General features: G+C 52.5%; 24 protein-coding genes and 1 riboswitch. Of the genes, 9 read left to right on the top strand and 15 right to left on the bottom strand.

Annotation, left to right across the window (positions count from 1 at the left end):
- The first annotated feature begins 145 nt into the window (after positions 1-145).
- The 7 genes from nhaA to BKD14_RS04130 all read left to right on the top strand — a co-directional run bounded on the left by nhaA (position 146) and on the right by BKD14_RS04130 (position 6340).
- Positions 146-1327: a Na+/H+ antiporter NhaA gene (gene nhaA, locus BKD14_RS19515; RefSeq protein ID WP_245293553.1), complete on the top strand. Its 1182-nt coding sequence runs from the start codon at positions 146-148 to the stop codon at positions 1325-1327.
- Between the two features lie 81 nt (positions 1328-1408).
- Positions 1409-2263: a S49 family peptidase gene (locus BKD14_RS19510; protein ID WP_245293552.1), complete on the top strand. Its 855-nt coding sequence runs from the start codon at positions 1409-1411 to the stop codon at positions 2261-2263.
- A gap of 113 nt (positions 2264-2376) precedes the next feature.
- Positions 2377-2565, top strand: a complete 189-nt coding sequence (locus BKD14_RS04150; protein ID WP_022711138.1) for a membrane protein — start codon at positions 2377-2379, stop codon at positions 2563-2565.
- Positions 2566-2574: 9 nt separating this feature from the next.
- The gene (locus tag BKD14_RS04145; RefSeq protein ID WP_083646795.1) at positions 2575-3498 is read left to right on the top strand and encodes a 4-(cytidine 5'-diphospho)-2-C-methyl-D-erythritol kinase; all 924 of its coding nucleotides are present in this window, start codon (positions 2575-2577) and stop codon (positions 3496-3498) included.
- Between the two features lie 13 nt (positions 3499-3511).
- A complete protein-coding gene (gene moaB, locus BKD14_RS04140; RefSeq protein ID WP_075654374.1) occupies positions 3512-4060 on the top strand; it encodes a molybdenum cofactor biosynthesis protein B in 549 nt (182 codons plus the stop codon).
- Between the two features lie 270 nt (positions 4061-4330).
- Positions 4331-5515, top strand: a complete 1185-nt coding sequence (locus BKD14_RS04135) for a PA0069 family radical SAM protein (protein WP_075654373.1) — start codon at positions 4331-4333, stop codon at positions 5513-5515.
- A gap of 99 nt (positions 5516-5614) precedes the next feature.
- Entirely contained in the window at positions 5615-6340 is a 726-nt protein-coding gene (locus BKD14_RS04130) for a ribonuclease HII (RefSeq protein ID WP_245293551.1), read from the top strand.
- Positions 6341-6486: 146 nt separating this feature from the next.
- Here the strand turns inward: BKD14_RS04130 and BKD14_RS04125 are convergent, their stop codons facing one another.
- The 12 genes from BKD14_RS04125 to BKD14_RS04070 all read right to left on the bottom strand — a co-directional run bounded on the left by BKD14_RS04125 (position 6487) and on the right by BKD14_RS04070 (position 17091).
- Positions 6487-6966, bottom strand: a complete 480-nt coding sequence (locus tag BKD14_RS04125) for a F0F1 ATP synthase subunit B (protein ID WP_022711133.1) — start codon at positions 6964-6966, stop codon at positions 6487-6489.
- An 11-nt stretch (positions 6967-6977) separates the two neighbouring features.
- Positions 6978-7589, bottom strand: a complete 612-nt coding sequence (locus BKD14_RS04120; RefSeq protein ID WP_022711132.1) for a F0F1 ATP synthase subunit B — start codon at positions 7587-7589, stop codon at positions 6978-6980.
- 111 nt (positions 7590-7700) lie between these two features.
- Complete coding sequence (locus tag BKD14_RS04115; protein WP_022711131.1) at positions 7701-7928, bottom strand: F0F1 ATP synthase subunit C; 228 nt, start codon at positions 7926-7928, stop codon at positions 7701-7703.
- 181 nt (positions 7929-8109) lie between these two features.
- The gene (locus tag BKD14_RS04110; protein WP_022711130.1) at positions 8110-8862 is read right to left on the bottom strand and encodes a F0F1 ATP synthase subunit A; all 753 of its coding nucleotides are present in this window, start codon (positions 8860-8862) and stop codon (positions 8110-8112) included.
- A gap of 179 nt (positions 8863-9041) precedes the next feature.
- Positions 9042-9467 carry an AtpZ/AtpI family protein gene (locus tag BKD14_RS04105; RefSeq protein WP_083646791.1) on the bottom strand — a complete coding sequence of 142 codons (426 nt, stop codon included), beginning with the start codon at positions 9465-9467 and terminating at the stop codon, positions 9042-9044.
- Positions 9468-9678: 211 nt separating this feature from the next.
- A complete protein-coding gene (locus tag BKD14_RS04100) occupies positions 9679-10977 on the bottom strand; it encodes a cell wall hydrolase (protein ID WP_075654372.1) in 1299 nt (432 codons plus the stop codon).
- Between the two features lie 337 nt (positions 10978-11314).
- Entirely contained in the window at positions 11315-12673 is a 1359-nt protein-coding gene (locus BKD14_RS04095; RefSeq protein WP_075654371.1) for an MATE family efflux transporter, read from the bottom strand.
- A 297-nt stretch (positions 12674-12970) separates the two neighbouring features.
- Positions 12971-13465, bottom strand: a complete 495-nt coding sequence (locus BKD14_RS04090; RefSeq protein WP_075654370.1) for a CAP domain-containing protein — start codon at positions 13463-13465, stop codon at positions 12971-12973.
- Positions 13466-13537: 72 nt separating this feature from the next.
- Positions 13538-13804, bottom strand: coding sequence for a DUF6460 domain-containing protein (locus BKD14_RS04085; protein ID WP_022711125.1), 267 nt, complete (start codon positions 13802-13804; stop codon positions 13538-13540).
- Between the two features lie 101 nt (positions 13805-13905).
- Complete coding sequence (locus BKD14_RS04080; protein ID WP_075654369.1) at positions 13906-14901, bottom strand: GlxA family transcriptional regulator; 996 nt, start codon at positions 14899-14901, stop codon at positions 13906-13908.
- A gap of 140 nt (positions 14902-15041) precedes the next feature.
- Positions 15042-15884: a glycosyltransferase family 25 protein gene (locus BKD14_RS04075; protein ID WP_210215500.1), complete on the bottom strand. Its 843-nt coding sequence runs from the start codon at positions 15882-15884 to the stop codon at positions 15042-15044.
- A gap of 115 nt (positions 15885-15999) precedes the next feature.
- The gene (locus tag BKD14_RS04070; RefSeq protein ID WP_075654367.1) at positions 16000-17091 is read right to left on the bottom strand and encodes a 2'-deoxycytidine 5'-triphosphate deaminase; all 1092 of its coding nucleotides are present in this window, start codon (positions 17089-17091) and stop codon (positions 16000-16002) included.
- Positions 17092-17243: 152 nt separating this feature from the next.
- A riboswitch (SAM riboswitch) is annotated at positions 17244-17323 on the top strand.
- Positions 17324-17412: 89 nt separating this feature from the next.
- Between BKD14_RS04070 and BKD14_RS04065 the strand changes: the two genes are divergently transcribed.
- The gene (locus BKD14_RS04065) at positions 17413-18609 is read left to right on the top strand and encodes an O-succinylhomoserine sulfhydrylase (RefSeq protein ID WP_075654366.1); all 1197 of its coding nucleotides are present in this window, start codon (positions 17413-17415) and stop codon (positions 18607-18609) included.
- A 77-nt stretch (positions 18610-18686) separates the two neighbouring features.
- The gene (gene apaG / locus BKD14_RS04060; protein WP_075654365.1) at positions 18687-19097 is read left to right on the top strand and encodes a Co2+/Mg2+ efflux protein ApaG; all 411 of its coding nucleotides are present in this window, start codon (positions 18687-18689) and stop codon (positions 19095-19097) included.
- Here the strand turns inward: apaG and BKD14_RS04055 are convergent, their stop codons facing one another.
- From BKD14_RS04055 to argF, 3 genes are all read right to left on the bottom strand, one after another.
- Positions 19098-19637: a GNAT family N-acetyltransferase gene (locus BKD14_RS04055; protein ID WP_075654364.1), complete on the bottom strand. Its 540-nt coding sequence runs from the start codon at positions 19635-19637 to the stop codon at positions 19098-19100.
- Complete coding sequence (locus BKD14_RS04050; protein WP_051139033.1) at positions 19634-20632, bottom strand: Hsp33 family molecular chaperone; 999 nt, start codon at positions 20630-20632, stop codon at positions 19634-19636. The genes BKD14_RS04055 and BKD14_RS04050 overlap by 4 nt, the downstream gene beginning before the upstream one ends.
- A gap of 196 nt (positions 20633-20828) precedes the next feature.
- Positions 20829-21755, bottom strand: coding sequence for an ornithine carbamoyltransferase (gene argF, locus BKD14_RS04045; RefSeq protein ID WP_075654363.1), 927 nt, complete (start codon positions 21753-21755; stop codon positions 20829-20831).
- Positions 21756-21761 lie beyond the last annotated feature (6 nt).

Here is a 21761-nt window from a genome sequence, read left to right as displayed (position 1 = left end):
TGTTCAGGAGGACGGAGCACATTTTCCCGAAAACACGGACTGTCCGAACAGGTCTTTCGCTCTATTTAAAGCGCGGAACTCTGAGGACAGATCAAGGGTTGAGCGTTGTCAAAACGCTGCCCGCAAAGAAAAAGGCCGATACCGGATGACACAAAGCCAGACCAAGCGCCCCTTCTCAACGCTCCGCCATTGGCTCGACAGTGAATCCGCCAGCGGCATCGCTCTGATGATTGCCGCTGCTCTGGCTCTGATCGTTGCTAATTCGCCGCTTGCAGCCACATATTTTCAGGTTCTGGAGAGCAAGCTCGGCCCGATGAGCGTTCTGCACTGGATTAATGACGCGCTGATGGCCGTCTTCTTCCTTCTCGTTGGCCTCGAAATCAAACGTGAATTTCTTGACGGCCAGCTTGCCAGTTGGTCGAACCGCGCTTTGCCGGGCATTGCCGCCGCTGGTGGCGTGATTGTTCCGGCACTGGTTTTTGCCGGTTTTAACTGGTCAAATCCTGAAACCATTCGCGGCTGGGCTATTCCGTCGGCAACCGATATTGCCTTTGCACTTGGTGTGCTGTCGCTGCTCGGCCCACGCGTACCAACCAGCCTGAAAGTCTTTCTGGCAACGCTCGCCATTCTTGACGACCTTGCGGCTGTTGCGATTATCGCCGTGTTCTACACTGCCGATATTGCCACGCTCTATCTCGCCGGTGCTGCCGGTATTTTTGCGCTGATGTTTGTTCTGAACAAGATGGGCATTATGCGTCTCACCCCATATCTGATCCTCGGTGCCGTGCTTTGGTATTTTGTACTGCGCTCCGGTGTTCATGCAACGGTTGCCGGTGTGCTGACCGCGCTGACTATTCCGATCAAGCCAGCTCTTGGCCGTCCTGATGATATGAGCTCCCCGCTGCACACGCTGGAACATGCGCTGGCAAAATGGGTCGGCTTTGTCATTGTACCAATCTTCGGCTTTGCCAATGCGGGTGTTTCCTTCGCCGGCATGAGTCCGTCGATCCTTGGTGACTCACTCACACTCGGCATTGCGCTCGGCCTGTTTGTCGGCAAGCAGTTTGGTGTCTTCGGCGCCGCATGGATTGCTATCCGCGCAGGGATTGCCACCAAGCCGATGGGCGCAAGCTGGACACAGCTCTATGGCGTGGCACTGCTCTGCGGTATCGGCTTTACCATGAGCCTGTTCATCGGCCTGCTGTCCTTTGACAATGACCTGCTGCACAGCGAGACCAAGATTGGTGTTCTGCTCGGCTCCCTGCTCTCCGCCGTTTGTGGCTGGGCATTGCTGCGCATTTCCACACGCAACCGCGCTGTAAAATAACAGGTTCAGTTTTCACCCGCTGCGGCTATAACAGCGGGTGAAAACTATTTTATCGTCTGCTTTTCACACCGGAGATTTTCAGTGCCGTCACTCATCAGCCGTGTTATCCCGCGTCGCTTCCGGGCTTCCGTTGTTGAAATTCCGGTTGTCCGGCTGAGCGGTGCGATCATGACCGGTAACAGCCCTTTACGGCAAAATCTTTCGCTCGAAGGCATCGCTGTTCAGCTGGAAAAGGCCTTTGCCAATAAGCACAGTCCTGCTGTGGCACTGAGCATTAATTCCCCCGGTGGCTCACCGGTACAATCACGGCTGATCTATAAACGCATCCGTGATCTGGCCGCAGAAAAGAACAAGAAAGTCCATGTCTTTGTTGAGGATGTGGCGGCTTCCGGCGGCTATATGATTGCCATTGCCGGAGACGAGATTATTGCTGATCCGTCTTCCATTCTGGGTTCGATCGGCGTGGTTTCCGCTTCCTTTGGCTTTACCGAACTGATCAAGAAAATCGGCGTTGAACGCCGCGTGCATACGGCCGGCAAAAACAAAGCCACGATGGATCCGTTTCAGCCGGAAAAGGCATCGGATGTCGAACATATCAAAGCGCTGCAACTGGAAATTCACCAGACCTTTATTGATATGGTGAAAGAGCGCCGCGGCAGTAAATTGCAGGACAATGACGATCTTTTCACCGGTCAGTTCTGGACAGGCATTACGGCTTTGCAGCTCGGGCTGATTGATGGTCTTGATGATATGCGCTCGCATCTGCGCAAGCTCTATGGCGAAAAAACCAAGCTTAATCTGATCCAGCCTTCGCGCGGACTGCTGGGGCGCAAAAATACCGGCGGTATTTCTCATGCGCAAATGCTTGGCGCAGCAGGTGAAAGCCTGATGAATGTACTCGAAGAAAAAGCTCTTTGGTCACGCTATGGCCTGTAACAGGCTTATGTTATCATAATATCATCAGAATAAGATGCTATAAGAGCTTCTTGAAACGAGGTTACAGCCTGATTAAATCAACAGGCATGTTATTTTTCCGGAAAGGAGCCGGTATGCCACAGCTGATTTTTCTGATCCTTCTGGTTGCAGCTGCAATCTATGGCTATCGCTCCTTCAAGCGCGAAGCGGCGCGTGTTTCCCAGAAAGTCCGTCAGGCCGAACAGGAAGCCCGCACAGGAGCCAGCGGCACGCTGGTACGCGACCCGAAAACCGGTGTTTACCGTCCGGCAGATAAAGACTGATCCTAAAGCATGCCAGATATTTTAGCTTCACAGGCAGCGAGCCAACAGACTGCCTCACATCTTCGCGCCACAGCCTATGCCAAGCTTAATCTGGCATTGCATGTGACCGGACGGCGCGAGGACGGCTATCATCTGCTGGATACGCTTGTTGCCTTTGCCGATTACGGTGACGAACTCACAGTTTTCCCTGCGAAGGAAGACAGTTTTACGCTTTCCGGCCGCTTTGGTGCGGGGCTGCCAGCCAATGGCGACAATCTTGTCTTAAAAGCGCGTGATCTTCTGCGCGCACAATTTCCGCAACACAGCTCCGGCGTTGCCATTCATCTGGAAAAAAATCTCCCTGTTGCTTCCGGTATCGGCGGCGGGTCAAGTGATGCCGCCACAGTGCTGGCACTGCTCATGCGCCTGTGGAATATCGAAGCGGAACAGGCTTTGCTTGAGCAGATTTGCCTGCAGCTTGGCGCCGATGTGCCGATGTGCCTGCATGGTCAGCTCAACGGCGGTGCATTGATTGCCCAGGGCATCGGTGAAGACGTGCAGCGGCTGACCGGCCTGCCAGTGCTGTCACTGGTGCTTGTGAATGACGGAACAGCAATTTCCACGCCGCAGATTTTCAAACATATGCAGAAGCGTGATAATCCTGCACTACCGGAACTGGCGCGCTTGAATAGTCAGGCGGAGCTTTGCAACTTCCTGCAATCAACCCGCAATGATCTGCTGCCACCCGCCGCAGAGCTTGCACCACAATTGCCGGAAATTCTCCAGACTTTGCGGGACAGCGGCGCACAATATGCGCAAATGTCCGGCTCAGGCGCGACCTGCTTCGGCATTTATGATACAGCGGATCAGGCGCAACAGGCGGCAATGCATTTTCAACAGCAAAATCCGCATTGGTTTGTCTGCGCAACCACGACCCTGCCCGATAAAGTTTAAACCGGAGACAGCCATGTCCGATACAGCCAAAGCCGAACGTCCGTTCATTCCGGTGGGTATTGCGGTACTGACGGTTTCAGACAGCCGGACGCTGGAAACCGATACGTCCGGTGCATTTCTTGCCTCCCGTATTGAAGAAGCAGGCCATTTGCTGCGTGACCGGCAGATCGTGACCGATGATGTTGCAAAAATCCGCGAACTGGTTGTGCAATGGTCCAAAGATCCGGCAATTGATGTGGTGATTACCACCGGCGGCACCGGCTTCACCGGACGCGATGTGACACCTGACGCCTTGGAGCCGGTCTTCGACAAGCGTATGGACGGGTTTTCGGTTATCTTCCATCAGCAGTCCTATGCCAAGATCGGTACTTCCACGATCCAGTCCCGCGCAACTGCCGGTCTCATCAACCAGACATTTGTTTTTGTCCTGCCGGGTTCCGGCGGCGCTTGCCGCGATGCATGGGACGGTATTATCGCCCAGCAGCTCGACTATCGTCACCGCCCGTGTAATTTCGTTGAAATCATGCCGCGCCTTGATGAACATTTGAAACGCAAAAGCTAGAGCATAATTCCTTAAGCTGGGATCGGTTTAAAGTGAAATTATGCTCTAATTTTAAAAGTGTTAGAGCGACCTTTGTGTGTCAGGTCTGGCACACGGCGCTCTAATTGCGAAAAAGACATAAATTAAGTTCTTGCTTTGTTCTTATTTTCAGATTAAATTTGAACCATAAACGGCGCATCAGAGTCGCACATTTCGCGCTGTATTCATTGCTTCATTTTAATTGTTTTGCTCCGGTCATGCTGTCACGGCATTTCCGGCAAGGAGAAAGCTATGGCAATTTTACAGGAGGTTTTCGGACCAGCCGATCAGGCCGTCTTCTCCCGTTCGGCTGTCTTCGGATCGGAGCGCACGGATCAGGCAAATGCTATTGTTGACGGCACCGGCTTGCGGATTGACCACAGCCGCCGTCGCGGACGTGGTGCAGGTATCAATCCTTCCGGCCGGTTTGAAAGTCAGACACGCATCGACAGTGATGACGGCTGGAACTCTCTGGAAGAGCTGGAGCCGTTCAAGACAGAAGTCCAGATCGAAAAGCCGCGCACCATTATCACCCGCAATGACTCACCGGATATTAATTTTGACCGCTCAATCAATCCTTATCGCGGTTGCGAGCATGGCTGTATTTATTGCTTTGCCCGCCCTACCCACAGCTATATGGGACTGTCTGCCGGTCTTGATTTTGAAACCAAACTTTTTGCAAAGCCGGATGCGGCACGGTTGCTGGAAAAAGAACTTTCCAAAGCCGGTTATATTCCCAAGACGATCGCCATTGGCACCAATACAGACCCTTATCAGCCGGTAGAAAAAAAATGGCGGATTATGCGGGATATATTGAGTGTGCTGGATGCCGCCAATCATCCGGTCGGCATCGTCACCAAATCCGCGCTGGTTACTCGCGACATTGATATTCTGGGTTCGATGGCCGAGCGTGGTCTGGCAAAGGTTGCCCTCTCTGTCACCACCATGGATGCCAAATTAGCACGGAATATGGAGCCGCGTGCCTCAACACCGGGATTGCGTTTACAGGCTATCCGGCAACTGAATGAAGCAGGTATTCCGGCATCGGTGATGCTTGGCCCTGTGATCCCCGGCATCAACGACCACGAGATTGAACGTATATTGGATGCCGCCTATGCGATGGGCGCACGCGAGGCGGGATATGTCTTGCTACGCCTGCCTTATGAGGTCGCGCCACTCTTCAAGGATTGGCTGCTGCAGCATTTTCCTGACCGTTACCGCCATGTCATGTCCCTGTTGCGCTCAATGCGCGGCGGCAAGGACTATGATGCGGAATGGGGCAAACGGATGCGTGGTGATGGTCCTTATGCGTGGCAGATTGGCCGCCGCTTTGAGATTACCTGTAAAAAGCTCGGGCTGAATATTCATAAACGGCGCCTGCGTTGTGATCTGTTCACCCCGCCGCAAACAAGCGGTGTTCAGCTCTCGCTTTTCTGATCTGCCCTCCAGCAGATATAGGCTGCCCGTCCTTTTGCCGGCAGCCTTCCACATCGTGCCCCCCCTTTTTGCGATGTGGCTTGCGGAGAATTAGATAGGATGCAATCTCAGCATATGAGTAAAGCACCATCTGATTCTCCGCTTTTTTCTGAAAAGCGACCGAAGTCGCCAGCCAAGATAAAGGCTGACAAATCTGAAATATTCATACCGGATTACAGCCATGAGCAGCAGCTGCAAGCTCAGGGTTACAAACTGATTGCAGGGCTCGATGAAGTCGGCCGCGGCCCTCTTGCAGGGCCTGTTGTTGCTGCCTGCGTAATCCTCGACCCTGATAATCTGCCAGAAGGTCTGGATGACTCAAAAAGGCTTACGGATGCCAAGCGCAACCGGCTATTTGAAACAATTATGGAAAAGGCTGTTGCCGTCACATTATGCAGCCTCAGTGCGCGTGCGATTGATGAAAGCAATATTCTGGCGGCATCCTTGCTGGCGATGAAACGCTGCGTTGGTGCGCTGACGGTTCAACCCGATTATGCTTTGATTGACGGTAATAAAACCCCAGGCGGACTGCCCTGCCCTGCCATGACACTGGTCAAAGGCGATCAACGATCCCTGACCATTGCTGCCGCTTCAATCATTGCCAAAGTCACCCGCGACAAGATGCTGGAACGCGCAGGTCTTATCCATCCTGCTTACGGCCTTGAGAAACATGCAGGATACGGCACTGCGGCGCACCGGCAGGCGATTGAAGAACAAGGGCCGGTTGCCGGTCTGCACCGCTACAGCTTCGCTCCAATTAAGGGACGCTGGACAGCGGATAAATAAGCGAGGCACCGAATACGCGACCCCGAGCCGGTTTCAGGATATTCTTAACTGCAAGAAATAAGCATCGCCGCAGAACAACAAGCCCGATTTCAGACATAAAAAAACGCCGCATAAAGCGGCGTTTTTTTAAACTTTATGAACTGCAATCAATTCAGGTTGGTTTTAACCTGATCCAGTGATGCTTTGAACATTTCACCGGCAGTTTTTGCGTCCATTTTATTTGCAATCAGCGAACCGGCAGCAGCAACAGCGATTTCCACTGCAGATGCACGAACCTGATTAACAGCATCGCTTTCAGCCTGAGCGATTTTCTGTTCAGCCAGCTTGTTGCGGCGAACAATATAATCTTCCGACTTCGCTTTTGCTTCGCTCAGCAGAGCTGCGGCTTCGCGCTGTGCAGCAGCAACGATTTCGCTGGCTTCTTTTTCAGCTTCTTTGCGCTTGCGGTGATATTCAGCAAGCAGAGCCTGAGCTTCTTCACGCAATGTGCGTGCTTCGTCCAGCTCCTTGGCGATATTGGCAGCACGCTCATCAAGCGAACGGCCAATCATGCCAGGCACTTTAAGATAGGCCAGCAGCGCCAGGAAAATAATCAGACCGACGAGGGCAATAAATGTTGCATCCATAATGGTCTCCCTTACGCGCTGACAGCTTTAACAGCAGCCGAGATTTCAGCTTTGTCGGACTTGCCGCCAAGCAGTTTCTCAACGATTTCTGCAGTTGTTTCTTCAGCAATCGAGCCGAGATCGCTCATCGCTTTTGCTTTAATAGCAGCGATGCGTTCTTCAGCTTCAGCCAATTTCTTTTCAAGCGATGCTTCAACGGTTTTGCGTTCAGCATCAATGTCATGCTTTGCCTTGTCGCGGGCTTCCTGACCGATAACAGCCGCGCTCTTACGGGCTTCAGCCAGTTCCTGCTCGTAAGCAGCAATTGCATTGTCAGCATCGGTTTTCAGGCGTGCAGCCTGTTCCAGATCCTGTGCAATACGGTCACGACGCGTTTCGATGACACCGCCGATACGTGGCAGCACAACGCGCGACATGAACAGATAGAACAGCCCGAAGGTAATCGCGAGCCACAGAAGCTGCGATGCATAATGGGTGGAATCAAATGGTGGAAACACGCCTTTACCGGCATCGTGCGCCACACCTGTTTCAGTGTGCACAACAGAGTTGCCACTGTCAGCTCCCGACACTGGTGCCGGCTGAGAGTCAGTTGCGGTTTGGGCAAACGCCGTGGACACGAACATCCATTTTCCCCTTATCACTCAGGCTTAATAAACGATAACCAGCCGCATATGCCTTCAGGTCTCACAAGGAGATTTTTGCATATGCGGCCGATTTAATCCGGCAGCTTAAGATTAAACTGCGAACAGGAGCAGAAGCGCGATGAGCAGCGAGAAGATGCCCAGAGCTTCAGTTACGGCGAAGCCGAATACCAGACGGCCGAACTGGCTGTCAGCGGCAGACGGATTGCGCAGTGCACCCGAAAGAAAGCTACCGAAAATGTTGCCGAGGCCGAGAGCCGTACCGGCCATACCGAAACAGGCCAGACCTGCGCCGATGTACTTTGCTGCTTCCGCTTCCATGTTAAGCTCCTTCTGGATTGATATAAATGCGGATTTCAGTTCTGGCGGAAACCCGCCGGTGATATTTCAGAGCGACCTGTTATTTCAAAATCATGTGTCAGACACAGGTATTTTCAAAATGCAGAGCCTGATTGGTAGATAGGCAAGACTGCTGCCCGATAACGGACAGCAGTAATTTCAGTTAGTGACCGTCCGGATGAACTGCATCATTGATATACATGCAGGTCAGAACAGTGAACACATAGGCCTGCAAGAATGCGACCAGGAATTCCAGACCGGTAATAGCAACGGTCATGAACAGAGGCAGGATCGCACCACCAACACCGAGCGGACCGAGTGCAGCCATGGAAACCACGAAGCCTGCGAAAATCTTTACGGTGATGTGACCGGCCAGCATACTGGCGAAAAGACGCACAGAGAGGCTGATCGGACGGGACAGGAAGGAAATGATTTCAATCGCGGATACCAGCGGCACGATAGCCATAGGAACACCGCTTGGCACGAACAGCTTGAGGAAGCGGAAACCGTGCTTGAAGAAACCGTAAATAATCACTGTTCCGATCACCAGCAGCGCCAGCGCGAAAGTAACAATAATCTGACTGGTTACGGTATAGAAATACGGGAACAGACCGATAAAGTTTGCTACAAGGATGAATGTGAACAGAGAGAACACAAACGGAAAAAATTTCATCCCATGAGAACCGGCAGAATCCCGCAAGGAGGATGCCACAAACTCATAGGCCATCTCAGAAACTGACTGCAGGCGTGTCGGAACAATGCCGCGACCTGCTGATGTCAGAAACAGAAAAGCGGAAGCGGTTACGACAGTCAGCACCATAAAGGCGGACACATTCGTAAACGACAGATCGACACCGCCGACATCGATAGGAATCCATCTGGAAACCTGAAACTGATGGATCGGATCGTTTGCCACCTTAACCTCACCTGTCACCCGTGCCCGAAGGCGTTACATTCATGCCCGAGGGCGCTTCTCAACCGCAAACTTGCGTTCCGGTCTTTTCAGAACACTCAAAAGCAAATCTGCCTGAGCCGCACTGTTGCCTTTACAGGCTTATTCACTGCCGTGCATATGAAGGATAACCTTTATGCACATTATTTTTCTTTCTGTTGCTTATCGCCCACATTATTGCCGCTTTCCGCAACATATCCTGCCGAGCGTAAAACATTCAGAGTACCGGCACCGAATCCTAAAAAGAGAAAGATAATCAATCCCCAAGGGTTCGTACCCAGAACACGGTCAAAAAACCAACCTAAAACCGCACCTACCACGATACCAGCGATAAATTCACTGGATAATTTCATGGCCTGCGCCATAGAGCTTGCGTTTTTCTCAGCCTGTTCGTCTTTTTTGGATTCCACCCCCACGCCCTTAGCAGCCAAATGGCTTTCAAGCTTACGAAGACGGTCGTCCAGACTCCCCTGAGCGTCGGCCTGAGATCCGGTCTGCACCGGACCACCAGCTTCGCTTGCCGCATCATCGGATTGCTGAGGCTTTTCGGGTGTTTTCCCGACCGCCATTCATGCCTCCTTTGGCAAGAAAACCGAGGTTTCCACCCCACTCTGAAGTCGGCCGCAACATATTAACAGCCAACTCATTCGTCAAGGCACTGTCTGCACAGAAGTTGAAGGTTTTTTGTATTATTAAATCATATACTTAACAGGCAGCAGCATGAAGCAGGCCTTGAATCCCGCTTCACACCGTGATTTCAGACAGCGAATCCTTGACAGATCAGCTCCAGCCGCCGCCATAAGTCCGGTAGAAAACATGCAGGCCGATCTTTTTGACTTTTTCCATCGTTGAAGCCCAGCGGGGACGTACATAAGTCGCATGATAATGGGTCGCCGAACCCACTTCCGGCAGCCAGATCTGACCCGCTGTGACAGCTTTCGCTACCTGCTGTGCCATACGCCAGTGACCCGGCTCTGTGACACGATGTTTTAAACCGTCACAGGCGAAGGAAAACTGACAGGCATTACGCCAGTCTTTATTCTGATAAACCACGCCACAGATCGTGGAAGGATAAGCAGGGTTACGTACGCGATTGAGAATAACCTGACCAACAGCTGCCTGCCCTTTGACCGGCTCGCCGCGTGCTTCAAAATAGATACCTTCAGCCAGACATTTCTGCTCTGCCGCACTGAATGCTGCCGGCGGCAACGGGGTCGCCGCCCAATTGTGATCCCGCGCACTGATTGGCGGAATGAAGCGACCACTGTCCTTTTCAGGCACCAGAATGCTCTCAAAAGGCGATGTTTTGGCATAATCCGGCTTGGACGGCGCATAACCAAGCGCCAGCACATCCGGTGTATCATTGGTAATCAGCGATGCGAGTGCTGTCGGCACCGGCACGACCGGCTTCACTTCCGGACGGTGGAAAGCAAGTGTGATTTCCACTTCCTTGCCGCGGATCGGACCTTTAACGAAAGCTGTTTTGACGTCTTTTTTACCGGCTACCGGCTGCATCAGCCTGGGACTCACCGATGAAACCTGCTCTGCCAGCGAACCGGCATTGAACATGCGTGCCGGAGCTTTGGTCTGCACGGAAACCAGACGCCCCTGCTTGTCAGTGCGACTGATACGTTTTTCATCGGGATTTGGATCGTCGACACCGCGTTTTCCGCCGGCAACGCGTCCGCTCATTACCACGCGACCCACGCCGCTGATATCTGCCGCAGCGCTCAGGCTGCCTGTGACTACGGACGAATCAACAAACGGCATTTCCGCCTGATGAATGGAACCGGCAGGCGCATCCACCATATAGGTTGCCCAGCGGCTGCCCGATTGCTCGGCAACACTCATCATACTGGCCATATCCTGATAGGCGATGACATTGCTTGAATAGAAAAACAGCCCTACTCCGGCGAGAAGCTTCGGCAGGGTCACAGATTTGCGCTTCTGCTTAACTGTTACGGCCACCGGATAATAGCGGCCATCCTGCGGGCAGTAACCCTCGGAAGGATAATACCAGACCTGTGCTGGCTCATTGCCGGATCGGCCAAACAGGGCCCGCAAAGCTACACTACGCACCGGAATACTCCACTCACTCAACAAGATGACTATAGTCAGATAATGATCTATTAACCTTGATGCTTCGTTAACGCCGGTAGCGTTTAGTCATTGATTTTATTTATTAATTTTTAATTAACACGAAGATCGCCAGTCACCTTAAGCGGTTAGTTTTTATTGACCTTTCCCGTGGCAGGACGGAAAAAATCCGGACTTCATCCGCAGAGATGGTTCATAAAAAATATTTCTAATTTAGAAAAATCATTAGTCCAAAAATAAACCTGCCGTATCATCAGTGCATGATGATACGGCAGGCTTAATATTACCCATTACAGGCTGCAATGCAGAACCGGCTTCGTCAGGCGACAGGAAATTCCCCGCGATAGCGCCTTGGCAACATCGCTGACAGAGTAACCCCGCGAATAAACAGGAACATATTCAGCGCCAGCCACAGGCTGTGATTACCCAGCCAGTCACGGGTACCATAGAGCACACCGAAAAACACAAACAGCGACAGGAACATCATATTGCGCATGTCTTTAGACCAGGAGGCACCGATAAAAATACTGTCCATCTGGAAAGCATAAAGACCGGTGAGTGCAGTGAGCGACACCCAAGGCAGATAATAAACCGCCATCATGCGGACATCCGGCTCCGTTGTCAGAATATTGACCAGACGATCGCCGAAAGCGAGGAAGATCAGCCCCATGACAAAAGCCATGACCATACCCCAGAAGAAGGTCAGCTGAATGGAACGCCGGAAAGCCGGACTGTAACGCGCACCGACTGCCCGCCCTGCCAGCTGCTCGGCAGCAATCGTTACCCCTTCCAGAAAGAAGCCGACAACGAGATAGAAATTCATCAGCACCGCATTAGCCGCCAGAGTGATTGTGCCCATTTCATTGCCGACGCGGGCAAAGAATACATAGGTTGACATCAGCAACAGCGAGCGGATCATAATATCGCGGCTGATAACGATCATGCGCCACATACCGGCTTTGTCGAACAGGCGGTTGACATCCAGCTTGCGCAAAGCGCCGCCGCGCCAGATCAGCACTGTCATACCTGTAATGGCTGCCACGGTTTCGCCGGTGACAGTCGCCCATGCAACGCCGGAAACCTCCCAACCCAGCCCCAAACCCAGAACCAGCGCCAGAATAATATTGATACCATTCAGCAGGAATTGCAGCGCAAGGCCGAACAGCCCCTTCCCGCGCCCGAGCAGCAGACCCAGCACCGAGAAATTGACCAGCGCCATTGGTGCCGAGAGCATACGGATCGACACATATTCATTCAGCGCTTTGGCTGTATCGGATGTAGGCTTGAGAATATCATTGGCCGCATAAAGCGTGAGCGGCAACAGCGCGATCATCAGCAAACCGGCAACCAGCGCCACAATAATTGCGCGCCAGAACACCATAATTTCTTCCGAACGGTCGCCGCGCCCCATGGCCTGTGCAACAAGCCCTGTCGTACCCGAACGCAAAAAACCGAAAATGGAAAACAGACAATCAAAGACCAGAGCACCCATGGCCAGACCGCCGAGCATACCGGCATTGCCAAGCTGCCCGATCACACCTGTATCCACCAGCCCGAGCAAAGGCGTGGTCATACCGGCCAATGTCATAGGAATAGCGATCGTCAGCACCATGCGGTGCGTGACATTGAACGGGCGAACGAGAGACGTTTCGAGCGCGTCATTATCTGGCTTGAACATAGAGCGGTTCCACTTAAAGCGGCCTCAAGGAGCCGCTCTATTTGGGTATTAACGCATTGTCCGGCGTAAAACCGGCTTCCAATGTTACTGGAAATGCTTAGATACCACACGAATACTGTCAGCGAATAAAAAGACCCTGCTGTCAGCCGTGCGTGCTCCTCACCTGAAGATAGTAAGTGCAGATAGTTTTTCCGGTCAGCGCAGAAGATCCTGGACAGTCATATCCTGTTTTCCTGTCATGGTCAGCAGGTTTCTGCAGCGGGACAGCAATTTGTCGCGGCCGCTTGTCAATGCAATTTACGGCAGATCAACACCGTAGAGCATCGTCCAATAGAGATAATGCGGCTTGTCTGCCCGCGCCGCATAGGCAAGACCATAGCGGGTAAAGATCGGATCGAGCAGATTTTTACGATGACCGGCAGAATTCAGCCAGGCATTCAGTGCGTCCGGCACGTATTTCTGACCGGATGCAACATTCTCCGCAGCAGGGCCGCGGATACCGGCCTGTTTCAGCCTGCCGCCAAAACTGTTTCCCCAACCGATGCTGTGACCGATTTTGCCGTGCTTTGCCATTAACCGCGCCTGATGAAGCGCAGCCTGTTCAAGCTTTGCTTCCGGCATCATCGGCGGCGCACCATATTGGCGGCGCACTTTATTCACCATAGCCGCCACGTCCTCTTCTGCAAAAGCATCAGAGAGCGGCAGGATGGCAGGGCTCAGCAACAAAGCGCCACCGGTAACCAGTAACCGGCGGCGTGAAATCAGCGCAGAAGGCAGCAATGTATCAGTCATCGAAAACCATAAATAAAAAGAAGGATTTTTCAGATGTATTCCCGAAGCCGCTACACGCCTTCAGAATGCATTTTATTTCCTGTAATTGATAATTCTGAGCAAAATAAAGGCAGGGATCACAACTGCCGCGCCCAGCAGCAGATAATCAGCAAAACGTGACAAGGCCGAGAAACCCATATTCCAGATTCTTACGAAGAAATCGCGGATATTCCAGAGAATATCATAAGGTGTCCAGTTAAAGGCATGCATCACAACGCCGACAATCAGTGACACCAGTATCAGTTTAACGATGACACGACCCGGTGTATCGCCCAGAAAGCGGGTAGCACGGTCAGACATAGAAGCACTCCTTTGTTGAGACCAACAAATAAGCGCGAATATCTGAAGAGACAAGCCTTCCCTGTGCCGGATATTGACCGGTTGCGTTCCACATTCAGGTTTCAGCGGCTGTTTTTATAGGTACGCGGCAGGCTCTGGCTCTGGCGCAGGAAAGAGCGGTTCATACTGCGCGTGTCTGTGAAGCCACTGGCGACAGCCACTTCAAGCAGAGATGCACTTCCGCTCATCAGCAATTCCTTGGCGCGTTGCACCCGCAATTCCTCGCGCACCTGAAAAGCGGTTTTGCCCAATCCCAACCGGAACCCGCGTTCCATCTGGCGGGTGGAAATCCCAAGACGGCGTGCGACTTCAGCCATTGCCAGCGGATCTTCCAGCGTTTCCTCAAAAATACGGATTGCCTTGCGGATCATCGGTGAACGTACGCCGTTGAAACTCAGCGCAGGCTGCTCCGATGTCAGCAACTCATACGGAAACATCAGGATGGAGGCGCTTTTACGTGCCAGTTCCTCAGAGATTTCCGCCTGAATGATGGAGAGCGCCAGTGAAGCAGCGCCCAAACCGCCCGCACAGGTAAAATGCCTGCCACTGCGATGAAACAGGCTGGTTGTATCTGCCGTGAACCCGTCAAATAATTGCAGGAAATCGTCTTTATGAAACCAGTTCACGCAGCAATTGCGATCTTCCAGCAATCCGGCTTCAGCCACAATGAAAGCGGCAGTACACAGGCCGATGACATTTTTCTTCTGACGGTCGGCACGTTTCAGCACTTCAATCAGCGTATTTTGCCCCGGCCGGTAATGGGGAAGAACGCCGCCGACAACAACAATATAATCACAATCATCCAGCGCACCGATCGGGGCGGTTGGTTCCACCGCCATGCCGGAGCTGGATTCAACCGGCAGGCCGGTGAGCGTACAGATTTTCCAGCCGCAACGGATCTGGCGGCTTTTGTCTTTATCATCTGCGGCAAGGCGAAACGGATCGAGAAACAGGCTGAGCGCAGACAGGGTAAAACCGGGCAAAACAACAATACCCAGCGTCAGACGCTGTGTTTCTGTTTCTGCGTTTAAAACTGTTCGGTTCTTTTCCATTGCCATGATCGTGCGTATCACTCCCCTTGAAACGCATAATCCTGTCTGTCATCCGGCATACAGGCCAATCTGAGCGATAAAGTCCGTCACAGCTTTTGTAAAGAGCGCATGCAATCCCGATTACAGCACGCGCTCTTATCGACCTCTTATTCGGCAGGGCTGATTATTGGCGGCAAAACAATCTGATCAGCCACCGGCAGAGCAGAATTACCGCTCAGGCGCCGCTTCAGACGTGCTGTCCATAAATGCCGGTAGGAGCGCAATTTGTTGAGCACAAACCATCTTTGCCGGATCAGATTGTAGAAAAAATGTCTTTGCTGAGAAGCAGTTGCCCTTGATCCTGCATTGATCGAGTCGATATCGCTCTGTACACCCCGCGTTCTGACCAAAGGTGGCCAAACGGCCAGACCAGTATTGGTTCTTGTCAGCCAAAAACGGAGATAATTATCTACCGGCGCAAAGATTTCATGCTGGCTGTTGACGAAATTCTGCGCACCGGCACGCGACCATATCAAACCGCCCGCAGTCATCGGAAAATAATGAGCACTGCTCAGCGTATGTAGCTGCTGCTGCCCCTGAAGAGCGCAAAGCGGTGTATGTCGTTTTATTCCGTCCAGACCAATATTGATAAGATCCCAGTAACGCCCGTCTTTTTCGAGCCATGACAACAGGGTTTCAGTCGTATTGGCCAAATCGGCCGGAATAAACATATCGTCCTCCAGCACCATTGCGTATTGCTCGCCGGAATCCAGAAACATCTGCGCCGCTTTAAGATGGCTCAGATAACATCCGAACTCTCCGCCGCTGACCTGACAGCCCATAAACGCCAAAGCGCGTTTTTCATGATAGGCCGGATGCGCTCTCGGATCACTTTTCCGGCCATCTACCGCCGGAACGCGGATAAATTCTATACCCGCGCGCTCCAATTGTCCGCGGGAAATGTCAAGCCGTTCCTGACTGCCGTCAAGATTTACAAGATAGGTTCTCACCATAGTCTCCGCCATAAAATGGCTTAAAGCCTCCTGCCAAAAACCGGCAGGCGTGCATCAGCGACGTATCACTAGATGTTCATTTGCGGAGATACAATCAAGAAATTATGAGTTTTTAACGGAAATGTTTTGACAGTTTCAAACCCTGCGCCTGATAGTGCGAGCCAAGATCACTGCCATAGAGCGCTTTCGGCCGTTTGAGCATGTGTTCATAAATCAGACGGCCGACAATCTGTCCGTGTTCAAGGATAAACGGCACTTCATGGCTGCGCACTTCCAGCACTGCGCGGCTGCCCTTGCCACCGGCAGAGACATTACCAAAACCCGGATCGAAGAAACCGGCATAATGCACGCGGAACTCACCGACCAGCGGATCAAAAGGGGTCATTTCCGCAGCATAAAGCGGCGGCACATGCACGGCTTCCTGTGAAACCAGAATGTAAAATTCATCGGGATCGAGAACCAGTTCGCGATGTCCGCGATCATAAATAGGTTCCCAGAAATCCAGCACATCATGCTGCGCGCGTTTATCGACATCAACAACAGACGTATGGTGTTTACCGCGATAGCCGATCAGGCCGTTTTCACCGCCGCTCAGATCAATCGACAGCGCAATCCCGCCATTGGAAATATTCGGCACAGCGGAAGCCACCAGCGTTTCCGCCGCGTGCAATTCAGCAAGTTCGGCTTCATTGATATGTGCGGTACCTTTACGGAAACGGATCTGCGACAGGCGCGAACCGGTACGCGCCACAATCGGAAATGTGCGCGGGCTGACTTCCAGATAAAGCGGGCCGTTATAACCGGCAGGCACCTTGTCAAATTCCTGCGCATTATCGGTGATCACACGGGTGAAAATATCAAGGCGACCGGTCGAGCTTTTCGGGTTTGCGGAAGCCGACAATTCCGCTGGCAGTGACAGACTTTCCAGCAGCGGCACGATATAGACGCAGCCGGTTTCCAGCACCGCACCTTCACGCAGATCAATTTCATGCAGCTTCAGGCGTTCCAGTTTTTTGGCAACCGGTGTGTCCGGCCCCGGCATGAAAGATGCACGGACGCGATAGGCTTTCTCACCAAGACGAAGATCAAGACTGGCAGGCTGTATCTGATCATGATCCAAGTCCCGCGCTGAAGTCAGCGCACCGGTTTCAAACAGAGCCGCAATATCGCTGTCTGCCAAAATTCCGCTATCTCGGGTCATCATTTGTCCAGTCATAAAATACTATTTTGCCGCAATCTAGCCTTGAACGGTTAAAAGAGGGCTACTGTGATATGCGCATTTACAGATAGATTTCACTCCCCGCTGTCAAGTCCTGTGAAATCGAGTGCTTGACATTATAATCATAACAGTCCTACAAAATCAGTCGTGGTGATTTGGCCGGCCGGCTTGCAGCCACGTTAAAGAAGTCGCTAAATATGGCCGCGGTTCCGAGCCGGTCTTTTTGCGTCTTCATGCAAAGGCCGGTTTTTTATTGGCCGGTGTGGCCCGAACCCTGCCGACCATCCTTTTATATAGGCTGGACCGATGACAAAGACACATATTCGTACCCTTCGCCCTGCAACTCAGCTTGTGCATAGCGGCACAACCCGCACGCCTTATGGCGAAACATCAGAAGCGCTGTTTCTGACGCAGGGTTTTGTTTATGACAGCGCCGAGGCTTGCGAAGCCCGTTTTACCGGTGAAGATCCGGGTTTCATCTATTCCCGTTATGCAAACCCGACGACGGATATGTTTGAAAAGCGCATGTGCGCGATTGAAGGCGCAGAAGAAGCCCGCGCCACTGCCTCCGGCATGGCTGCTGTCGCTGCGGCCATTCTCTGTCAGGTTCGCGCCGGTGATCACGTTTTGGCTGCCAAAGCGATGTTCGGTTCCTGTCGGTACATCATTGAAACCCTTCTGCCGAAATACGGCGTTGAATTCACTTTGATTGATGGCGTGAATATTGAGAACTGGGAAAACGCCATCCGTCCGAATACCAAAGTGCTGTTTCTGGAAAGCCCGACCAATCCAACACTGGAAGTGATGGATATCGCCAGAATTGCAGGCATTGCCAATAGTGTCGGCGCCAAGCTGATCGTTGATAATGTTTTTGCCACTCCGCTCTATCAGCGGCCACTGGCGCTCGGTGCTCATATTGTTGTCTATTCTGCCACCAAACATATTGACGGTCAGGGACGTTGCCTCGGTGGTGTTGTTCTGTCTGATCGTGAATGGATTACGGAAGTTCTGCAGGATTATTTCCGCCATACCGGTCCGGGTCTCAGCCCGTTCAATGCATGGACGATGCTCAAAGGTCTGGAAACACTGGCCGTACGCGTGGAAGCACAGACCCGCTCTGCCGCTAAGATTGCCGATTTTCTGGCCGAACAGAATGCCATTGCCCGCGTAATTTACCCGGGTCGCAAAGATCACCCGCAGGCAGACATTATCGCCAAGCAGATGAGCGGCGGCTCAACCATGATTGCACTGGAGCTGAAAGGCGGCAAGAAAGCAGCTTTTGCTTTTGAAAATGCGCTGGAAGTCATCAGCATTTCCAACAATCTCGGTGACGCAAAAAGCCTGATTACCCATCCGGCCACCTCAACACATAAAAACCTCAGCGATGAAGCCAAAGCAGAACTCGGCATTACTGACGGCCTGCTGCGTCTTTCTATCGGCTTGGAAGATGCAGATGATCTGATAGACGATATTGGCTTTGCACTGAAAGCGGCTCAAGGCTAAGCTGGTATCAGACGGCTGCTGATTTGCCGGCAGCCGTCATGTCCAGCCAGCTCCCATGGCCCTCCAGAGTAACCTCTATGTATCGCGCAATTACCGAGAATATCGAAGTCACCGTTGAGCCGTTTTATCTGGAAGAACAATCTTCACCGGATGAATCCCGTTATGTCTGGGCTTATCGGGTAACGATTATCAATCATTCGCATATTCCGGTGCAGTTGCGCTCACGGACATGGAAGATCACCGATGCCCATGGCCGGACTGAAGAAGTGCGCGGCCCCGGTGTTGTGGGTGAAGAACCGTTTCTGAAACCGGGTGACAGCTATCAATATTCGTCCGGCTGTCCGCTGACGACCTCATCCGGCATGATGTCCGGTGCCTATATGATGCAAAATCATGAGGCTGGCAGCCCTGATGAAGGCAAACTATTCCCCATCACTATTCCGGCATTTTCGCTCGATATGCCCGGACACAGACCGGTTCTGAACTGACTAAATAGTTTTAATCATCGCCACGCGGCGTTCAATCGGCAGGCCGATGGACTGTTCCAGTTCGGCAATCGAGCGGAAACGCGCATTATATTCAGATACCGGTAGCACCTGATAGCCACAGCTTTCATAAAAAGGCCGGTTCCATGGTATATCGCCGAATGTCGTCAGGCTGAGACTTGCGCAGCCCTGCGCTTTGGCAAGGTCAGCTGCAGCATCCAGCAATTTACGGCCAAACCCGCGGCGCTGGAAATCCTGATGCACAGATAGCTCCCAGACATGCAGGCAACCTTCATCCGGCATGGTTTCTGCCACCAGAAAGCCGCCAAGCACACTATTGCATTCTGCAACCAGCACATGGCCTTTCTGCATGAATTCCAGATGCTGCTCAGCAGACATAACCGGCATATCGAGAATGAAATGCAAACACGGATCAGCTGCAAATGTTGAAGCTGCCGAGTGTTCAATCTCCGGCAACAACGCAGCATCAGACGGCAGTGCCCGCCTTATCAGGCAGGCACTTTTGTCATGCTCAGCACTCATTGTGGCGCGTTAATTTCCGAAGGGTCAAAATCATAACGGCTGGAACAGAACTCACAGGTCACCGAGATTTTGCCATTCTCAGTGCTGTGTTCGATTTCTTCAGCTGAGAAGCCTTTGAGCACACCGAAAATCTTGTCCCGCGAACAGGCGCAATGATCGACAACTTTCGTGCCTTCATAAACGCGCACGCCGCGCTCATGGAACAGACGATAAAGCAGACGTTCAGACGGCACCTGCGGATCAGTCAGCTCGGAATCCTCAATGGTCGCAACCAGTGAGCGGGCTTCCTGCCATTCATCCTCAACCGGAGCCTGTTCAGCCTCAGCACCATTCGGATTATCGCCGCCATGCAGATCGCGATGACGCGCACGCAATTCGGACTGCGGCAGAAACTGCACCATCAGACCACCGGCACGCCATTGTTCACTCGCTTTGCCATCGGCACCGCGCTCGAAAAGCTTGGCAACAGCCAGCTGAACTTCAGTCGCAATCTGCTCAGACTGCATGAAGTAATTGCGTGCAATATCTTCCAGCGACGAGCCGTCCAGCGCAACAATACCCTGATAGCGCTGGGTGAACTCACCCTGATCGACGGTCAGCGCCAGCGTACCCTTGCCCAGCAATTCTTCAGGCTTGGTTTTACCGGCAGCCACGAACTCTGCCACACGCTCTTCGTCAAAACGGGCATAAGCGCGGATTGCATCCGGCGTGCGGAAATCCACCACCAGCATATCCACCGGACCATCCGAGCGGGTCTGAAAGATGAATTTGCCTTCAAATTTCAGAGATGTGCCGAGCAACACGGTCAGAACCGCGGCTTCGCCCAACAGGCGGGACACAACTTCCGGATAATTATGGCGTTTCAGAATAGCATCCAGCGCCGCGCCGAGCTGCACTGTGCGGCCGCGCACATCCAGACCCTCAACCTGAAAAGGCACAACAACATCATCACCGGACAGGGTAATATGGTCTGGCATCGGGCTATCAATCATCATCTGGTCTGTACTGGTCTGGTTATTCATCACTTATCTCTTTTTTATTGGCTGCCACGGGTGTCGCCACTGGGGCTGCATCACTGCACCATAAATAACACACGGCTCGCAGGCGTTATACGACCTGCAAGCCGTGGTTCAATCTTCAAATCAGGATCAGGGCAGCCGATCCATACGTTATCCTATAGATAAGAAGCGATCAGCGTCCTTCAAGACACCAGGTCAAAATCGCTTTCTGCGCATGCATACGGTTTTCCGCCTCATCAAAGACCACGGATTGCGGGCCGTCGATCACTTCATCCGTCACTTCCTCGCCACGATGGGCTGGCAGACAGTGCATGAACAAAGCATCTTTATTGGCTTTCGCCATCAGATCCGCATTCACCTGATATGGCATGAAAACATTATTGCCGCGCGCATTATCTTCCTGCCCCATCGACACCCATGTATCGGTCACGATGCAGTCAGAACCGGCTACAGCCTTTTCGGCACTGGTGGTTGAGAAGATTTTTGCGCCTTTTGCATTTGCCCAGTCAACGAAACGCGGCAGCGGCTCACTGCCGGAAGGTGTGGCAATATTCAGACGGAAATCAAATTGTGCCGCAGCCTCAATAAAGGAATGCAGCACATTATTGCCGTCACCGCTCCATGTGACCGTGCGGCCCTTGATTGGTCCGCGATGTTCTTCAAAAGTCAGAATATCGGCCATGATCTGACACGGATGAGTATCATCGGTCAGCGCATTGATAACCGGCACGGTCGCATGCTCGGCGAGTTCGAGCATGCGATCATGAGAGGTTGTACGGATCATAATGGCATCGACAAAACGTGACAAAACTTTGGCTGTGTCCGCAATGGTTTCACTGCGGCCAAGCTGCATTTCCGAACCGGTCAGCATGATTGTTTCGCCGCCGAGCTGGCGCATACCCACATCAAAAGAGACGCGGGTTCGCGTGGACGGCTTTTCAAAAATCATAGCCAGAACTTTACCATCAAGCGGCTTATCGCGCTCACCGGCTTTTAATCGTTCTTTGCGGGCGCGCGCTTCATCAAGGATGAAGCGCAGATCCTGCGGGCTGACTGCAGAGAGGTCGGTAAAATGCCTTAAAGTCTTATCATTTGCCATTATTAG

Origin of the sequence: Pseudochrobactrum sp. B5 (assembly GCF_001939785.1) — a bacterium.
GTDB lineage: Bacteria > Pseudomonadota > Alphaproteobacteria > Rhizobiales > Rhizobiaceae > Pseudochrobactrum > Pseudochrobactrum saccharolyticum.
The sequence above is the reverse complement of the archived record's forward strand: the minus strand, read 5'-3'. Positions and strand labels throughout refer to the sequence as shown.

What these genes read in the sequence shown, in the direction of transcription:
- nhaA (WP_245293553.1), top strand. Translation starts at nt 146, where the DNA reads ATGACACAAAGCCAGACCAAGCGCCCCTTCTCAACGCTCCGCCATTGG.
- BKD14_RS04150 (WP_022711138.1), top strand. Translation starts at nt 2,377, where the DNA reads ATGCCACAGCTGATTTTTCTGATCCTTCTGGTTGCAGCTGCAATCTAT.
- BKD14_RS04145 (WP_083646795.1), top strand. Translation starts at nt 2,575, where the DNA reads ATGCCAGATATTTTAGCTTCACAGGCAGCGAGCCAACAGACTGCCTCA.
- moaB (WP_075654374.1), top strand. Translation starts at nt 3,512, where the DNA reads ATGTCCGATACAGCCAAAGCCGAACGTCCGTTCATTCCGGTGGGTATT.
- BKD14_RS04135 (WP_075654373.1), top strand. Translation starts at nt 4,331, where the DNA reads ATGGCAATTTTACAGGAGGTTTTCGGACCAGCCGATCAGGCCGTCTTC.
- BKD14_RS04130 (WP_245293551.1), top strand. Translation starts at nt 5,615, where the DNA reads ATGCAATCTCAGCATATGAGTAAAGCACCATCTGATTCTCCGCTTTTT.
- BKD14_RS04125 (WP_022711133.1), bottom strand. Translation starts at nt 6,966, where the DNA reads ATGGATGCAACATTTATTGCCCTCGTCGGTCTGATTATTTTCCTGGCG.
- BKD14_RS04120 (WP_022711132.1), bottom strand. Translation starts at nt 7,589, where the DNA reads ATGTTCGTGTCCACGGCGTTTGCCCAAACCGCAACTGACTCTCAGCCG.
- BKD14_RS04115 (WP_022711131.1), bottom strand. Translation starts at nt 7,928, where the DNA reads ATGGAAGCGGAAGCAGCAAAGTACATCGGCGCAGGTCTGGCCTGTTTC.
- BKD14_RS04105 (WP_083646791.1), bottom strand. Translation starts at nt 9,467, where the DNA reads ATGGCGGTCGGGAAAACACCCGAAAAGCCTCAGCAATCCGATGATGCG.
- BKD14_RS04095 (WP_075654371.1), bottom strand. Translation starts at nt 12,673, where the DNA reads ATGTTCAAGCCAGATAATGACGCGCTCGAAACGTCTCTCGTTCGCCCG.
- BKD14_RS04090 (WP_075654370.1), bottom strand. Translation starts at nt 13,465, where the DNA reads ATGACTGATACATTGCTGCCTTCTGCGCTGATTTCACGCCGCCGGTTA.
- BKD14_RS04085 (WP_022711125.1), bottom strand. Translation starts at nt 13,804, where the DNA reads ATGTCTGACCGTGCTACCCGCTTTCTGGGCGATACACCGGGTCGTGTC.
- BKD14_RS04080 (WP_075654369.1), bottom strand. Translation starts at nt 14,901, where the DNA reads ATGGCAATGGAAAAGAACCGAACAGTTTTAAACGCAGAAACAGAAACA.
- BKD14_RS04070 (WP_075654367.1), bottom strand. Translation starts at nt 17,091, where the DNA reads ATGATGACCCGAGATAGCGGAATTTTGGCAGACAGCGATATTGCGGCT.
- BKD14_RS04065 (WP_075654366.1), top strand. Translation starts at nt 17,413, where the DNA reads ATGACAAAGACACATATTCGTACCCTTCGCCCTGCAACTCAGCTTGTG.
- apaG (WP_075654365.1), top strand. Translation starts at nt 18,687, where the DNA reads ATGTATCGCGCAATTACCGAGAATATCGAAGTCACCGTTGAGCCGTTT.
- BKD14_RS04055 (WP_075654364.1), bottom strand. Translation starts at nt 19,637, where the DNA reads ATGAGTGCTGAGCATGACAAAAGTGCCTGCCTGATAAGGCGGGCACTG.
- BKD14_RS04050 (WP_051139033.1), bottom strand. Translation starts at nt 20,632, where the DNA reads ATGATGATTGATAGCCCGATGCCAGACCATATTACCCTGTCCGGTGAT.
- argF (WP_075654363.1), bottom strand. Translation starts at nt 21,755, where the DNA reads ATGGCAAATGATAAGACTTTAAGGCATTTTACCGACCTCTCTGCAGTC.